The organism is Enterobacter cloacae complex sp. 6730903 (genome assembly GCF_048283985.1).
Taxonomy (GTDB): domain Bacteria; phylum Pseudomonadota; class Gammaproteobacteria; order Enterobacterales; family Enterobacteriaceae; genus Enterobacter; species Enterobacter hormaechei_C.
In genome coordinates this window covers 1-16,835 of sequence record NZ_JBLVXX010000024.1, presented here as the reverse complement: position 1 = coordinate 16,835, position 16,835 = coordinate 1, and the positions used below count along the sequence as shown (strand labels likewise).

Sequence of the window (16,835 nt, the reverse complement as noted above, 5' to 3'; positions counted from 1 at the left end):
ATGAGCTTACGAGAAAAAACCATCAGCGGCGCGAAATGGTCAGCCATGGCCACCATCGTCATCATTGGCCTCGGCCTGGTGCAGATGACGGTGCTGGCGCGCATTATCGATAATCACCAGTTTGGTCTGCTGACCGTCTCGCTGGTGATTATCGCCCTGGCCGATACGCTGTCGGACTTTGGTATCGCCAACTCCATTATCCAGCGCAAGGAGATCAGCCATCTGGAGCTGACCACGCTCTACTGGCTGAACGTCGGGCTGGGTATCTTCGTTTTTGTGCTGGTGTTCCTGCTGAGCGATGTGATTGCCAGCGTGCTGCATAACCCGGACCTGGCGCCGCTGATGCGCACCCTGTCGTTCGCTTTCGTGGTGATCCCGCACGGGCAGCAGTTCCGCGCGCTGATGCAGAAGGAGCTGGAGTTCAACAAAATCGGCATGATTGAAACCAGCGCCGTGCTGGCGGGCTTTACCTTCACCGTGGTCAGCGCCCATTTCTGGCCGCTGGCAATGACCGCCATCCTCGGCTACCTCGTTAACTCTGCCGTGCGCACGCTGCTGTTCGGCTTCTTTGGCCGTAAGATTTATCGCCCGGGGCTGCATTTTTCGCTGGCGTCTGTTTCATCCAACCTGCGCTTCGGCGCGTGGCTGACGGCAGACAGCATTATCAACTACGTGAATACTAACCTCTCCACGCTGGTGCTGGCGCGCATTCTGGGCGCGAGCGTCGCGGGTGGCTACAACCTGGCGTATAACGTCGCGGTTGTCCCGCCGATGAAGCTCAACCCTATCATCACCCGCGTGCTGTTCCCGGCGTTCGCCAAAATTCAGGACGATACCGAAAAGCTGCGCGTGAACTTTTACAAGCTGCTCTCCGTGGTGGGGATCATCAATTTCCCGGTCCTGCTGGGACTGATGGTGGTCGCCAGCAATTTCGTGCCGCTGGTGTTTGGCGAGAAGTGGAACAGCATCATCCCGATCCTGCAACTGCTGTGCGTCGTGGGGCTGCTGCGCTCGGTGGGGAACCCGATTGGTTCTCTGCTGATGGCGAAGGCGCGCGTGGATATCAGCTTCAAGTTCAACGTGTTTAAAACCTTCCTGTTTATTCCGGCAATTATTGTGGGCGGCCACATGGCGGGCGCCATTGGCGTGACGCTCGGCTTCCTGCTGGTACAAATCGTCAATACCGTGCTGAGCTACTTCGTGATGATCAAACCGGTGCTGGGCTCCAGCTACCGGCAGTACATCCTCAGCCTGTGGCTGCCGTTTTATCTCTCCTTACCGACGCTTGCGGTGAGCTACGGCCTGGGCGTGGTGCTCAACGGGCATCTGCCGCTGGCGGCGCTGCTTGCGGTGCAGGTCGCGGCAGGCGCGCTGGCGTTCGGCGTGATGATTGTGCTGTCACGCAATGCGCTGGTGGTCGAGATGAAGCGCCAGTTTTGCCGTAACGAAAAAATGAAAACGCTGCTTCGCGCAGGCTAATTTTACGAGGCCATTATGAAATTACTTATTCTTGGCAACCATACCTGCGGCAACCGTGGCGACAGCGCCATCCTGCGCGGTTTACTGGATGCAATTAACACCCTTAAGCCTGAGACTGAAGTGGATGTGATGAGCCGTTATCCGGTCAGCTCATCCTGGTTACTGAACCGCCCGGTGATGGGCGATCCGCTCTACAGTCAGATGAAACAGCACAACAACGCTGCGGGCGTGATGGGGCGCGTGAAGAAAGTGCTGCGTCGCCGCTACCAGCATCAGGTGCTGCTTTCCCGCGTGACCGATACCGGCAAGCTGCGCAACATTGCCATCGCGCAGGGTTTTACCGATTTTGTGCGTCTGCTGTCCGGCTATGACGCGATTATTCAGGTGGGCGGTTCGTTCTTCGTCGATCTCTACGGCGTGCCGCAGTTTGAGCATGCACTCTGCACCTTCATGGCGAAAAAACCGCTGTTTATGATCGGCCACAGCGTCGGGCCATTCCAGGATCCGCAGTTTAACCAGCTGGCGAACTATGTCTTCGGCCACTGCGACGCGCTGATCCTGCGTGAATCGGTCAGCCTCGACATGATGAAGCGCAGCGAAATCGACACCACCAAAGTGGAGCACGGTGTAGACACCGCCTGGCTGGTGGATCATCAGGATGACAGTTTCCAGGCCAGCTACGCGGTACAGCACTGGCTGGACGTGGCGGCAAAACAGAAAACCGTCGCCATTACCCTGCGTGAACTTGCGCCGTTCGATAAACGCCTCGGCACGACCCAGGCGGCATACGAGAAAGCCTTTGCCGACGTGGTGAACCGCGTGCTGGACAGCGGTTACCAGGTGCTGGCGCTTTCCACCTGTACCGGTATCGACAGCTACAACAAAGATGATCGTATGGTGGCGCTCAACCTGCGCAACCTGGTGAACGATCCGTCCCGCTATCACGTGGTGATGGACGAGCTGAACGATCTGGAGATGGGCAAGCTGCTCTCCGCCTGCGACCTGACCGTGGGCACGCGTTTGCACTCGGCCATTATCTCAATGAACTTCGGCACGCCAGCCATCGCCATCAACTACGAACACAAGTCCGCGGGCATTATGCAGCAGCTCGGTATGCCGGAAATGGCCGTTGATATTCGTCATCTGCTGGACGGATCGCTGGGGGCGATGGTGGGCGACTCGCTCGGCCAGCTGCCTGCGATCAACGAACGTCTGGCGGTGGCGGTAAAAGCCGAACGCGAAAAAGGTATTGGCATGGTGAAATCCGTACTCGACCGCGTCCGGGAGGGGAAATGAAGGTTGGTTTCTTCTTACTGAAATTTCCGCTGTCGTCTGAAACTTTTGTGCTGAACCAAATCACCGCGTTTATCGATATGGGGTATGACGTGGAGATTATCGCCCTGCAAAAGGGCGATACGCAAAACACCCATGCGGCGTATACCCGGTATGGGCTGGAGGCGAAAACCCGCTGGTTGCAGGACGAACCCGCCGGACGAATGAACAAACTGCGTTATCGCGCCGGGCAGACGCTGCGCGGCCTGCATCGCGCCTCGACGTGGCGGGCGCTGAATATGTCGCGCTATGGGGCAGAGGCCCGCAACCTGATCCTTTCCGCCATTTGCGGGCAAACGGCCCAGCCGTACCGGGCCGATGTCTTTATCGCCCACTTTGGCCCGGCGGGCGTAACGGCGGCAAAACTGCGTGAGCTGGGGGTGATTGACGGCAAAATCGCAACCATTTTCCACGGTATCGACATCTCCAGTCGGGAAGTGCTGAATCACTACACGCCGGAATATCAGCAGCTGTTTCGCCGTGGCGACATGATGCTGCCGATAAGCAACCTGTGGGCCGGACGCCTGAAAACCATGGGTTGCCCGAGCGAGAAAATCACCGTTTCACGCATGGGCGTGGACATGGAACGCTTCACCCAGCGACCGGTCAAGGTGCCGGGCAAGCCGCTGCAAATTATCTCTGTTGCCCGCCTGACTGAAAAGAAAGGGCTGCACGTAGCCATCGAAGCCTGTCGCCAGCTGAAGGCGCGCGGCGTGGACTTCCACTACCGCATCCTGGGTATCGGGCCGTGGGAGCGTCGCCTGCGCACGCTGATTGAACAGTATCAGCTGGAAGACGTGGTCGAGATGCCGGGCTTCAAGCCGAGCCATGAAGTGAAAGCCATGCTTGATGACGCGGATGTGTTCCTGCTGCCTTCCGTAACCGGCGCCGACGGCGATATGGAAGGCATTCCCGTGGCGCTGATGGAGGCGATGGCGGTCGGCATTCCGGTGGTCTCGACCCTGCACAGCGGTATCCCGGAGCTGATCACCTCTGAGCATTCCGGCTGGCTGGTCCCTGAAAACAATGCGCTGGCGCTGGCGGATCGTCTGGCCGCGTTCAGCGATATCGATCAGCAGACGCTGATCCCTGTGCTGCAAAATGCGCGGCAAAAAGTTGAAGCAGAATTCAATCAGCAGGTGATTAATCGCCAGTTAGCGAGCCTGCTGCAAACGCTGTAACGCTGAGGTTGTATGCTGAAAAAGATTACCCGACGCCGATTTGTCTCTTCATTATCCGTCCTGGCTGCCATGCCACTGCTGTCGCCCCGCGCTGTGCGGGCGGCAACCGGGAAGACGGTTTCTGTCGATCGCTACAACAATCACGACTGGATCGCCGCCTTTAAGCAGGCATTTGCCGAGGGCGATACCGTTGTTGTTCCCGCCGGGTTAACCTGTGAAAACATCAATACCGGCATTTTCATTCCTGATGGCAAAACCCTGCTGATCCGCGGTGCGCTGAAGGGCAACGGCCGCGGGCGGTTTGTGCTCCAGGAAGGCTGCAAGGTCATTGGGGAAGGAGAGGGGCGCACGCATAACATTACGCTGGACGTGCGTGGCTCCGACTGTGTCATTAAAGGGCTGGCGATGAGCGGCTTCGGCCCCGTCACCCAGATCTACATAGGCGGTAAAAAGCCGAGAGTGATGCGTAACCTGCTTATCGATCGCATTGCCGTGAGCCAGGCCAACTACGCCATTCTGCGCCAGGGTTTCCATAATCAGGTGGACGGTGCGCGCATTACCAACAGTAAATTCAGCCACTTGCAGGGTGACGCGATTGAGTGGAACGTGGCGATTAACGACCGCAATATCCTGATCTCAGACCACGTGATCGATAACATCAACTGTACAAACGGCAAGATCAACTGGGGCATAGGCATTGGGCTGGCTGGCAGCACGTACGACAATGACTATCCGGAACAGCAGACCGTTAAAAACTTCGTGGTGGCAAATATCACCGGCAGCAACTGTCGGCAGTTGGTCCATGTTGAAAACGGTAAACACTTTGTGATCCGTAATATCAAGGCCAGCAATATTACCCCCGACTTCAGTAAAAAGGCCGGCATTGATAACGCGACGGTAGCTATTTATGGCTGTGATAATTTCGTTATTGATAATGTCGATATGGTCAACAGCGCCGGAATGCTAATCGGCTATGGCGTGATTAAAGGCGATTATCTGTCGATACCGCAAAACTTCAAACTTAACGATATTCGCCTGGATAACCGACAGCTTGCCTATAAGCTGCGCGGGATACAGATTTCTTCGGGCAATGCCACGTCGTTTGTCGCCATCACCAATGTCAACATGCAGCGGGCAACGCTTGAGCTGCACAACAAGCCACAGCACCTTTTCTTGCGTAATATCAACGTGATGCAGGAGTCAGCGACGGGACCAGCGCTTAAGATGAACTTCGACTTGCGCAAAGACGTGCGCGGGAAGTTTATGGCCAAAAACGAGACGCTGTTGTCGCTGGCAAACATTCATGCGGTAAATGAAAAAGGGCAGAGTTCGGTGGATATTGATCGGGTCGATCAACACGTGGTGAATACGGAACGGTTGAATTTTGCGCTGCCGCACAGGTAATCCTACAGCCTATTTTGCGACTATTCCTGGTACGGAATCGCGATCTATTCAGATTACAACTACTGTAATTTGTGGTGGGGTGACTTAGGATTACTTCATATTTACGGCAAAACATGCTGGCGAAAACAGGTTTAAAAGCTATAATTCGTCAACCATTTTAAGGTGGAAGAAATAATGATTAATTTGAAAGCAGTCATACCGGTAGCGGGTTTGGGCATGCACATGTTGCCCGCCACAAAGGCCATTCCTAAAGAGATGCTGCCGATCGTTGACAAGCCGATGATTCAGTACATCGTCGACGAGATTGTTGCTGCGGGGATCAAAGAAATCGTTCTGGTGACGCACTCTTCGAAGAATGCCGTTGAGAACCACTTCGACACCTCTTATGAACTCGAAGCGCTGCTTGAGCAGCGCGTTAAGCGTCAGCTTCTGGCAGAAGTTCAGTCTATCTGTCCTCCTGGCGTGACCATCATGAACGTGCGTCAGGCGCAGCCGCTGGGTCTGGGCCACTCAATCCTCTGCGCGCGCCCGGTGGTGGGTGATAACCCGTTCATCGTGGTTCTGCCGGACATCATTATTGATACCGCTTCCGCCGATCCGCTGCGTTACAACCTGGCGGCGATGGTGGCACGTTTCAATGAAACGGGTCGTAGTCAGGTGCTGGCGAAACGTATGAAGGGCGATCTCTCCGAGTATTCTGTTATCCAGACTAAAGAGCCACTGGAGACGGAAGGGCAGGTGAGCCGGATCGTTGAGTTTATCGAAAAACCCGATCAGCCGCAGACCCTGGACTCTGACCTGATGGCAGTCGGCCGTTATGTGCTGAATGCGGATATCTGGGCTGAGCTGGAAAAAACCGAGCCGGGCGCCTGGGATCGTATCCAGCTGACCGATGCGATTGCTGAGCTGGCGAAGAAGCAGTCTGTTGATGCGATGCTGATGACCGGCGACAGCTATGACTGCGGTAAGAAAATGGGGTATATGCAGGCGTTTGTGAACTATGGCCTGCGTAACCTGAAGGAAGGGGCGAAGTTCAGAAGCCGGATTGAGAAGTTGCTGGCTAACGACTGATAGTCCTGCCAAGGCCTGAACAACGGCAGTTACCATTTTGGGATGTTGAGACATTACCAAAGTGATAACTGCCGTTTTTTGTTATTAATTTTAATGATTACATACGGTTATCTGATTCAAATCTCAGCAGCTTTGTAGCGATTTGTGCTTGTTTCTCTGGTCGTTTAGGACGACAATTAACGCCTGTTTTTGTCTGTAACCAGACAAGCAAAATCATTAATCAAACATCGCTCAGTGCACTGGTAGCTGTTAAGCCAGGGGCGGTAGCGTGCCTGGCATTTACAATTGAATTTTAAACGAACAGTTGTGAACGAGACAGTTTCACGCAAATCTGCACTACGTGCGGGCGTAAATATCAGATTGAGCGGATAGGGGATGTCAATGAAAGTAATGGTGACGGGCGGGACCGGGTTTCTTGGAACTGCTTTAGTCCAGGCGTTGAAGTCATCAGGACACGAGGTGATATTAACAACGCGCAAGCAGGAGAACCCTGAACAGGGCATTTACAACCTGGGTGATATCTCAGCCAATACCAACTGGTTAAATCTCCTGCAAGGATGCGACACTGTCATTCATACCGCAGGAAGGGCGCATATCCTTAATGATGATGCACAGGACGCTTTAGCGGAATTTCGCCGTGTCAATCACGACGCAACGATGAAATTAGCGAGCGATGCTGCGACCAGCGGAGTTAAACATTTTATCTTTGTAAGCTCAATCGGCGTTAACGGTAATGCCACCTCAGGGATCCCATTTACTGAAGCCTCGGAGCCACAACCCACCTCTGATTACGCCATTTCCAAGCGAGAAGCCGAGCAGAGTCTGCTTAATCAATTTGCAGAAAGCGATATGGCGATCACTATTGTTCGCCCGGCATTGATTTGTGGTGAAAATGCACCGGGTAATATACAGCGCCTTTTAAAACTGGTTTCTAAAAACCTACCGTTGCCATTTAAAAATGTCAGGAACAAGCGAGCGCTGGTGTCTCTGGATAATGTCGTCAGTTTCATCAACGAATGCGTGGTAAATGAGAAATCCAAAAATCAACTCTATTTACTCGCAGATGTGGAACGACCTTCTACAGCAGATATGATTAATGCCTTTGCTTCAGGAATGGGCATTAAAGCGAAACTGGTCTCTTTCCCAACGGGTATCTTCAGGTTATTGCTTTCTTCTGTTGGTAAACGAGGTATTTACGATCAGCTGTTTGGCGATCTGGAAGTCGATGCCTCTAAATCCCGGGAGCATTTAAACTGGACGCCCCCGATAACGCTTTATGAAACGATGAAAAAAACGGCGAAATATTATATCGAAGGTAATAAATAATGACGAATTATGGGATTGTGATATTCGCTTTTTTAGCCTCCTGCGCACTGACTTGGGGATTGCGGGGGTATGCAATAAAGCATAATGTTATTGACCGCCCAAACCAGCGAAGTTCTCATTCTGTGCCGACCCCGCGAGGTGGTGGAGTAGCGATCGTCCTGACGCTCCTGGTCGCTTTGGTAGGATTTTATTTTAACCATACGCTTACGTTCGACAGTTTCCTGGGTTTATTTATTCCAGGTGTAATTGTCGCTATCATTGGCTTCCTTGATGATCATGGTCATATTGCGGCACGCTGGCGTCTATTGATGCATTTCATGGCAGCAGCAATTGGCATCTATTTCCTGGGTTCCTTCCCTGTAATTACGCTGTTTGGTTACGATCTTTCTTTATCCTGGATTGGTATGATTCTCGGCTGTGTATATCTGGTCTGGATGCTGAACTTATATAATTTTATGGATGGGATTAATGGCTTAGCCAGCGCTGAAGCAATAACATTTGCCGCATGTAGTGCTATATTAATTGTTGTAAACCAGTACACGGACGCGCCTGGAAGTATTTATCCGCTGACGCTTGCTCTTATCGGTGCCGCGGCCGGTTTTATTGTCTGGAATTTCCCGAGAGCAAAAATCTTCATGGGCGATGCCGGGAGTGGTTTCCTGGGGATAACTATCGGACTGATGATTCTCCATATTGCGAAAGCAGATACACATTTCTTTATTGCAGAATTATGTTTGCTGGGCGTATTTATCGTCGATGCCACGACAACTTTATTGAGGAGGCTCGTAGCAGGTAAAAAGGTCTATGAAGCACATGCCAGCCATGGCTACCAAATCCTCGCAAGAAAATATGGCAGCCACGTTCCGGTGACATCATTGGCAATTGCAGTCAATCTGCTGTGGCTTTTCCCCTTCGCCTTTTTTATTGCCTCAGGCAAAATTGATGGTGTTGTGGGGCTGCTCATCGCCTGGTTCCCGCTTCTCGTTGTTGCACTGAAATGTGGTGCAGGAGTTAAAGACAAAGAGAGCAACGTCAATGCATGACTTATTGATTTTGGGCGCGGGTGGTCATGGCCGTACGCTGTACGAGACAGCGAGACTGCTGGGATATAAGGATATCGTTTTCCTCGACGATAATACCTCTGCCTGCCAGGAAATTAATCAGCTGATTATTGGAAAAATTTCCGAACTACAGTTACATATTGGTAAGGTCAGTCATGTCGCTATTGGCATCGGAAACAATAAAGTCAGAGAGCAGCTCTATCAGCAACTGCTCGGCTTAGGTATTAATCCTGTAACGCTTATACATCCCTTTGCATTTGTCAGTCCATCGGCGACCCTTGCTGAGGGAACTGTTGTGTTAGCGGGAGCTGTAGTGGGTGCCAACGCAAAATTAGGTTTGGCGACGATTGTGAATAGCCACTCGACAATAGATCACGATGCCATTGTTGGTGATTTCGCTCATTTAGGTGTTGGTGTCCATCTTGCGGGCAGCGCTGTGATTGGGAAAGCAGCGTTTCTCCAGGCGGGGACAGTGGGCGGCTATAATACTAAAGTAGACGATTACTCAGTGTGTCCTGCTGGTACTATTTTATAAACTGAATGCAAGCTTTAGTGAGGCGACCAGTTTTTAGTATGCTAAATTATTTAATATCTTTACCACGACCAATAAAACGTATTATCACACTCTCTATAGATGTTGTGCTTCTGTTGTGCGCATTTTGGTTTGCATTTTGGGTGCGTATTGATTCAATGACTCCATTATATAGTACGGAGCATTGGCTTTTTATTTTCTCAATTATTTTAGTTACTCTGGCAATATTTGTTAAATTAGGACTGTATCGGGCAGTAATTCGTTATATTACTGCCAAGATATTATTGGTCGTAACGATGGGGATGGTCATATCGTCCATTTTACTTATTATCGCAGCGTTCTATACCAACCTCTATTTGCCGAGAACGATTCCTTTTATCTATTTCTCATTCGGTCTACTGCTTATTGCCGGATCACGGCTTGGGATGAGAATGTTGGTGAATCGTGGGTTGAATCTGGGCACTCGGGTAGTTATTTATGGTGCAGGTGCATCCGGTCGTCAATTACTGCCTGCGCTGAGCCAGATGGACGAATATTACCCCGTTGCTTTTGTCGATGATAACCGTGCCCTGCAAGGTCAGGTGATTCACGGGGTAAGCGTTTTTGCGCCAGAAAAACTGCCCTGGCTGGTTGAGAAATACGAAGCGAAGAAAATTCTGCTGGCCATGCCAAGCGCAAGCCGGGCAAGAAAGAACGAAGTCATTAAAACACTGGAAGGTCTGCCGTGCGAAGTGCTCTCCATCCCGGGAATGGTCGATTTGGTGGAGGGGAAGGCAAGTATTGATTCCTTACGTAAAGTCGTTATTACAGACCTGCTGGGCCGCGATCCTGTCTCACCCATTCCGGAACTGATATCCCGTAATATTAACGGGAAAACAGTGATGGTTACCGGGGCAGGGGGGTCAATAGGGTCTGAACTATGCCGACAGATACTTAAAAATAAGCCAAACCAGCTTATTCTGTTCGAATTGTCAGAGTTCTCACTCTATTCCATTGATTCCGAACTGCGTAACCTAAATCTTGGTCAGGATTTTAAAGTAAAAATCTATCCAATCCTCGGTAACGTTCAGGATAAAGAGCATCTCGAAAGGTTAATCAGAGCATTTAAAGTCGACACAATTTATCATGCTGCGGCGTACAAGCATGTACCGCTTGTCGAGTTCAACGTTATTGACGGTGTGCGCAATAATATCTTTGGTACATTGAGCTGCGCACAGGCCGCGGCAAGCTGTGGTGTTGAAAACTTTGTCTTGATTTCGACCGATAAAGCCGTACGGCCCACCAACACAATGGGGGCGACCAAACGCATGGCAGAGCTGGTACTGCAAGCATTGGCGAAGGAATCCAGCAAAACCTGCTTTAGTATGGTCCGATTCGGCAACGTGTTAGGCTCATCAGGCTCAGTTGTGCCGTTATTTGAAAAACAGATTGCTGCAGGTGGCCCGGTGACGTTGACTCACGAAGACATCACGCGTTACTTTATGACCATTCCTGAAGCGGCTCAATTGGTGATCCAGGCGGGAGCCATGGGCACGGGCGGCGATGTTTTTGTTCTGGATATGGGGGAACCCGTCAGGATTATCGATCTTGCACACCGCATGATTACGCTGCAAGGGCTAACCGTTCGTGATGATAAAAACCCCTATGGTGATATTACGATAAAAACGACGGGTCTGCGTCCAGGTGAGAAACTGTATGAAGAGTTGCTTATCGGCGACAATGTCTCTGCAACACAGCACCCGCGTATCAGGACTGCTAACGAAGTGATGTTGCCTTGGAGTGAGATGAGTATGATTCTCAACGATCTCGACAAAGCCTGCTGCGAATTCGACTATGAACGTGTGCGTGAGATACTCTTGCAAGCACCTGCTGCGTTCAATCCTACGGATGGTATCTGCGATTTACTTTGGAATGAAAAGGCAAGTTAAAATAGCAGATTGTCATTTTCTCCGCCCCGGATACTATTCGATAGTTATCGGGGCGACGGAATATAATTCATTGTTCCTGAAAACATTAAGAGCGAAATAAACGTGAAAATTCTGGTCACTGGTGGAGCAGGCTTTATTGGGTCTGCAGTGGTACGACACATTATTAATGATACGCAAGACTCTGTTATTAACGTTGATAAACTGACTTATGCAGGAAATCTTGAATCGCTGGCTGGTGTCTCACTCAGCAATCGCTATCATTTTGAACATGCTGATATCTGCGACAGCGACGCCATGGCGCGTATTTTTGCAGAGCACCAGCCGGATGCTGTGATGCATCTGGCCGCCGAGAGCCACGTTGATCGCTCAATTACCGGCCCGGCAGCTTTTATCGAGACTAACATTGTTGGCACTTATGTTCTGCTGGAAGCCAGCCGTAAATACTGGGCTGAGTTAACTGCTGATAAAAAAGCGTCATTTCGCTTTCACCATATCTCAACAGATGAAGTTTATGGCGACCTTCCGCATCCGGATGAAGTTACAGAGGATTCTGAACTCCCTCTGTTTACTGAACAAACCGCCTATGCGCCAAGCAGTCCATATTCTGCTTCAAAAGCCTCCAGCGACCATTTGGTCCGTGCCTGGCTGCGTACCTACGGCTTCCCGACTATTGTGACTAACTGTTCTAATAATTACGGTCCTTACCACTTCCCTGAAAAACTTATCCCGTTGGTCATTCTCAATGCGTTGGATGGTAAAGCTCTGCCAGTTTACGGTAAAGGAGACCAAATTCGTGACTGGCTGTACGTGGAAGATCACGCCCGCGCATTATATACCGTAGTGACACAGGGCAAGATAGGTGAAACCTATAACATCGGCGGCCACAATGAAAAGCAGAATCTTGATGTGGTAAATACCATCTGCTCACTGCTGGATGAAATTGTGCCGAAGGAAGGTTCCTATCGTGACCAGATAACGTATGTTGCTGACCGTCCGGGTCACGATCGTCGCTACGCGATTGATGCAGAAAAAATTAGTAAGGAACTTGGCTGGAAGCCTCAGGAAACGTTCGAAAGTGGCATTCGCAAAACCGTAGAATGGTACTTGGCGAACACACAATGGGTAGAGAACGTAAAAAGCGGTAGCTACAAGTCCTGGATTGAAGAAAACTATGGAGACCGTGCTTGATGAATATTCTTCTATTCGGTAAAACCGGTCAGGTGGGTTGGGAGCTACAACGTGCCCTTGCGCCGCTGGGTAATTTGATTGCTATTGACGTCCATTCGCAGGAGTATTGCGGTGATTTCAGCAACCCTGAAGGCATTGCAGAAACGGTGCGCCGCATTAAGCCTGATGTCATCGTCAACGCGGCCGCGCATACCGCCGTCGATAAGGCCGAGTCAGAACCCGAATTTGCTCAGTTGCTGAATGCCACGAGTGTGGAGGCGATTGCCAAAGAGGCCCAAAAATTGGGGGCCTGGGTTGTTCACTACTCTACTGATTACGTATTCCCTGGTAATGGTGATACGCCGTGGCTTGAAACGGACGCCACAGCGCCGCTTAATGTGTATGGTGAGACCAAACTTGCTGGTGAAAAAGCGTTAAGTGAAAATTGTTCACGCCATTTGATCTTCCGGACTAGCTGGGTTTATGCCGGTAAAGGGAATAATTTTGCGCGTACTATGCTGCGACTGGCAAAAGAGCGTTCTGAGCTGTCTGTTATTAACGACCAATTTGGGGCCCCTACGGGTGCTGAGTTATTAGCAGACTGTACGGCTCATGCTATTCGGGTTGCCCTGAATAAACCTGAAGTGGCAGGGACTTATCATCTGGTTGCCAGTGGTACAACAACCTGGTACGACTATGCCTCTCTGGTATTTGATGAAGCGCGCAAAGCAGGAATTGAACTGGCATTAAAGCTGCTTCATGGAGTGCCGACCAGTGCGTACCCTACGCCTGCAAAACGTCCGGCAAACTCCCGCCTCAATACGTTAAAGTTCCAGCAGAATTTCAACCTCGTACTGCCTCAGTGGGACGAGGGGGTTAAGCGTATGCTGACTGAGTGGTTTACAGCAACAGCAATTTAATAATGATCGGGATGCCTGGGAATGGGCATCCTATGACTATAGAGATGATGAAATGAAAACGCGTAAAGGTATTATTCTGGCGGGTGGCTCTGGCACTCGTTTGTATCCAGTGACCATGGCTGTTAGTAAACAATTATTGCCTATTTATGATAAGCCGATGATTTACTATCCTCTTTCAACGCTGATGCTGGCTGGTATTCGAGATATTTTAATTATTAGTACTCCGCAGGATACACCGCGTTTTGAACAACTTCTGGGTGATGGAAGCCAGTGGGGTCTGAATCTGCAATACAAAGTCCAGCCAAGCCCGGATGGTCTGGCACAGGCTTTTGTTATTGGCGAAGAATTCATTGGTAACGATGATTGCGCCCTGGTGTTGGGGGATAACATTTTCTATGGTCACGACCTTCCTAAATTGATGGATGCCGCGGTTAATAAAGAAAATGGTGCAACGGTCTTTGCCTATCACGTGAACGATCCTGAGCGTTACGGTGTTGTCGAGTTTGATAAAAGTGGTACCGCCATCAGCCTCGAAGAAAAACCGCTGGAACCGAAGAGTAATTATGCGGTGACGGGACTCTATTTCTACGATAACAGTGTCGTTGAGATGGCGAAGAATTTAAAACCGTCAGCACGTGGTGAACTGGAAATCACGGATATTAACCGTATTTATATGGAGCAAGGAAAGCTTTCCGTGGCTATGATGGGCCGTGGCTTTGCCTGGCTTGACACAGGGACTCATCAGAGCCTGATTGAAGCGAGTAACTTCATTGCAACCATCGAAGAGCGTCAAGGTCTAAAAGTTGCTTGTCCTGAAGAAATTGCCTACCGTAAAGGGTTTATTGATGCTGATCGGGTTAAAAAACTTGCAGCACCTTTATCAAAAAACCAATATGGACAATATTTGCTGAAAATCATTAAAGGTTATTAACTGATGAATATTATTAAAACAGAGATTCCAGATGTATTAATCTTTGAACCAAAAATATTTGGGGATGAACGTGGTTTTTTCATGGAAAGTTTCAATCAAAAGAAATTTGAAGATGCAGTCGGACAACAAATAGATTTTGTTCAAGATAACCACTCAAAATCATCTAAAGGAGTGCTTCGAGGATTGCATTATCAGAAAGAACCCTATGCTCAAGGGAAGCTGGTTCGCTGTGTCGCAGGTGCAGTATTTGACGTAGCTGTTGATATTCGTAAGCAATCTCCGACTCTTGGTAAATGGGTCGGTATTATTCTTTCTGCCGAAAATAAACGCCAATTGTGGATTCCTGAGGGATTCGCCCATGGTTTTCTTACATTAGAAGATAATACTGAATTCTTATACAAAACAACAGATTACTATCATCCAGAAGCTGAAGGTTCGATTCTCTGGAATGATGAAGACATTGGTATAGATTGGCCTAAAGAAGACAATATTATTTTATCTAGTAAGGATAAAGATGCTCCACTGATGAGTTTTTTGATTAAAAGTAAAATTATATGAGTTTAATTAAGAACAGCAGTTGGAATATATTTGGACTTGCGCTTCCATTATTAATGGCTATCCCCGTAATGGGGGTTTTAGCAAGATCACTCGGAGTGGAACGCTTTGGTCTTTTTACAATCGCATATGCCCTAATGGGCTATGCGAGCGTTTTCGATGGTGGAATATCGAGGGCTGTTATACGATTTGTTTCTACACATAGAAACGATGATAATCGAGTTAATGCTATTCTTGGAACATCGCTTTATGCTGTTACAGGGCTTAGCATTATTATCGTTCTGCTTGGATATTTTTTTGCCCCTTCGTTAGCAAGATTTTTGAATGTTTCTCCTGAGCTCCTCAATGAATTGACGCTAGCGCTTCGTTTGTTAGTATTATGCGTGCCGGCTTTGTTGCTTACACAAGTATGGAGAGCCTATCTTGAGGGCGTTGAGAAATTCTTAAGTCTCAATATTCAACAAGTCACAACAAGTCCATTTATCATTTTACTCCCTCTTTTTGCAGTACTATATTCTCCGACCTTGACCTCTGCTGTATGTGGGTTAGTTGCTGGAAGATGGATAGTTGCACTAATAAGTTGGAAAGTTTGTGAAAGCCACCTTAAAGAATTTCGACGGATTTTCAGAAAGGATGTTTTTTCAGAACTAATGAGCTTCGGTGGATGGGTTACCCTAAGTAATATAATCGGGCCACTCATGGGATTTGTCGATCGATTTGCAGTTTCTCATTTTTCTGGTGCAAGCGTTGTGGCTCACTATTCTGGGCCTTCTGATATGGTCGCAAGATTATCTTTATTCCCAGGTGCTGTTGCAAGAGCATTATTTCCAAAATTAAGCTATTCGAAATCGAAAGATGCTCATTCAGTCTATCATCGTACTTTGTGGTCGGTATTTTTGTTTTCCATACTACTTGCTACTCCTTTTTTTATGTTTTCAAGCGAGATTTTAGGCTTGTGGTTAGGTAAAGAATATATGGGGGATGCGGCACAAATATTTAAGATTTTATTATTAGGTTTTGTCTTTAATTCAGTTGCGCAGATCTGCTTTGCAAAAATACAGTCCGCAGGACATGCAAAATGGACGGGAATTGTTCATATTATCGAATTTTTCCCGTACCTCGCGATTCTATATTATCTGACTACAACCTATTCCATCTTTGGTGCCGCCGTTGCATTTTTATTAAGAACATTTGCCGATTTTTTAATTTTATTTTATGTTGAAAAATTTGGAATTCGTATGAAAACAGGTGGCTAAAATGGATGTTTTAATCGCGTTGATAATAGTTTATACATGCGGTTTATTGCTTTGTTTTTATCTCAAGCTTGAGTGGATTCATCCAGCTGTAGTTCATGCATTACTATGGTTACTTTCTTCCGTCCTGGCATTAGCCTTTTCTGAGGATGAATTTTTACCAAAGTTTTACTTTATACTGTATGCTAATTTGGCTTTCTTTCTTGCTGCGATTATTGGTGGGGAAACCACTTCTCCTAAAATTATGGGAAGAATTGATTGTGGACGGCAACATGTTTGGCCAAATATTATTCCATTTATATTCATAGTTTCATTTTATTCTGTTATCCTAGTAAAGTTCAGCGTTAGCACACTATGGAATATTTCTGCTTTTCGAGATTATCTAGTTGCAGATGATGGTGCAAATTTTGGCCTTTTAGGGCGTTTGGCCTTGCTCTCGCTTTTTTCGTCATGTTTTTTACTTATAGCTCATCGAAAGCTATTTTTGTTGACCTTTGTTCTTTCTGTACCAATGTTATTGTTGCTCGGTGCAAAAGTTTTGGTATTGCTATATCTATCGACAATTCTTATTTTGACCCCTAAAAGACTTAAGCTTTCTAAAGTTACAATTTTTGGAGGTGGATTTATATTATGTTTTCTTGGGGGGATGAGAATACGTTATCCTGAAGCTTCTATAGAATTAATATTCTATTATC

General features: G+C 48.6%; 14 protein-coding genes and 1 pseudogene. All 15 read left to right on the top strand.

The window, feature by feature from the left end; all coding sequences use genetic code 11:
- A complete protein-coding gene (wzxC, locus tag ACNQ0W_RS14020; protein WP_062932809.1) occupies positions 1–1,479 on the top strand; it encodes a colanic acid undecaprenyl disphosphate flippase WzxC in 1,479 nt (492 codons plus the stop codon).
- Positions 1,480–1,494: 15 nt separating this feature from the next.
- Positions 1,495–2,775, top strand: coding sequence for a colanic acid biosynthesis pyruvyl transferase WcaK (gene wcaK, locus ACNQ0W_RS14015; protein WP_062932810.1), 1,281 nt, complete (start codon positions 1,495–1,497; stop codon positions 2,773–2,775).
- Positions 2,772–3,992, top strand: a complete 1,221-nt coding sequence (gene wcaL / locus ACNQ0W_RS14010; protein WP_062932811.1) for a colanic acid biosynthesis glycosyltransferase WcaL — start codon at positions 2,772–2,774, stop codon at positions 3,990–3,992. The genes wcaK and wcaL overlap by 4 nt, the downstream gene beginning before the upstream one ends.
- 12 nt (positions 3,993–4,004) lie before the next feature.
- The gene (wcaM, locus tag ACNQ0W_RS14005; RefSeq protein WP_062932812.1) at positions 4,005–5,396 is read left to right on the top strand and encodes a colanic acid biosynthesis protein WcaM; all 1,392 of its coding nucleotides are present in this window, start codon (positions 4,005–4,007) and stop codon (positions 5,394–5,396) included.
- 174 nt (positions 5,397–5,570) lie between these two features.
- Entirely contained in the window at positions 5,571–6,467 is an 897-nt protein-coding gene (galF, locus tag ACNQ0W_RS14000; RefSeq protein WP_017383282.1) for a GalU regulator GalF, read from the top strand.
- Between the two features lie 375 nt (positions 6,468–6,842).
- Positions 6,843–7,793 carry an NAD-dependent epimerase/dehydratase family protein gene (locus ACNQ0W_RS13995; protein ID WP_080454677.1) on the top strand — a complete coding sequence of 317 codons (951 nt, stop codon included), beginning with the start codon at positions 6,843–6,845 and terminating at the stop codon, positions 7,791–7,793.
- Positions 7,793–8,836, top strand: coding sequence for an MraY family glycosyltransferase (locus tag ACNQ0W_RS13990; protein WP_062932813.1), 1,044 nt, complete (start codon positions 7,793–7,795; stop codon positions 8,834–8,836). The genes ACNQ0W_RS13995 and ACNQ0W_RS13990 overlap by 1 nt, the downstream gene beginning before the upstream one ends.
- The gene (locus ACNQ0W_RS13985; protein ID WP_116329874.1) at positions 8,829–9,389 is read left to right on the top strand and encodes a sugar O-acyltransferase; all 561 of its coding nucleotides are present in this window, start codon (positions 8,829–8,831) and stop codon (positions 9,387–9,389) included. Before ACNQ0W_RS13990 ends, ACNQ0W_RS13985 begins: the two co-directional genes overlap by 8 nt.
- Before the next feature lie 38 nt (positions 9,390–9,427).
- Positions 9,428–11,314 carry a polysaccharide biosynthesis protein gene (locus ACNQ0W_RS13980; protein ID WP_417933207.1) on the top strand — a complete coding sequence of 629 codons (1,887 nt, stop codon included), beginning with the start codon at positions 9,428–9,430 and terminating at the stop codon, positions 11,312–11,314.
- A gap of 102 nt (positions 11,315–11,416) precedes the next feature.
- Positions 11,417–12,502, top strand: coding sequence for a dTDP-glucose 4,6-dehydratase (gene rfbB / locus ACNQ0W_RS13975; protein WP_062932816.1), 1,086 nt, complete (start codon positions 11,417–11,419; stop codon positions 12,500–12,502).
- The gene (rfbD, locus tag ACNQ0W_RS13970) at positions 12,502–13,401 is read left to right on the top strand and encodes a dTDP-4-dehydrorhamnose reductase (protein WP_062932817.1); all 900 of its coding nucleotides are present in this window, start codon (positions 12,502–12,504) and stop codon (positions 13,399–13,401) included. Before rfbB ends, rfbD begins: the two co-directional genes overlap by 1 nt.
- Positions 13,402–13,453: 52 nt before the next feature.
- Positions 13,454–14,332, top strand: coding sequence for a glucose-1-phosphate thymidylyltransferase RfbA (rfbA, locus tag ACNQ0W_RS13965; RefSeq protein WP_062932818.1), 879 nt, complete (start codon positions 13,454–13,456; stop codon positions 14,330–14,332).
- 3 nt (positions 14,333–14,335) lie between these two features.
- On the top strand, positions 14,336–14,890 hold the full coding sequence (gene rfbC, locus ACNQ0W_RS13960; RefSeq protein WP_062932819.1) for a dTDP-4-dehydrorhamnose 3,5-epimerase: 555 nt from the start codon (positions 14,336–14,338) through the stop codon (positions 14,888–14,890).
- Complete coding sequence (locus ACNQ0W_RS13955) at positions 14,887–16,143, top strand: flippase (RefSeq protein WP_062932820.1); 1,257 nt, start codon at positions 14,887–14,889, stop codon at positions 16,141–16,143. The genes rfbC and ACNQ0W_RS13955 overlap by 4 nt, the downstream gene beginning before the upstream one ends.
- A gap of 1 nt (position 16,144) precedes the next feature.
- A pseudogene (locus ACNQ0W_RS13950) lies at positions 16,145–16,835 on the top strand (oligosaccharide repeat unit polymerase); the annotation flags it as partial.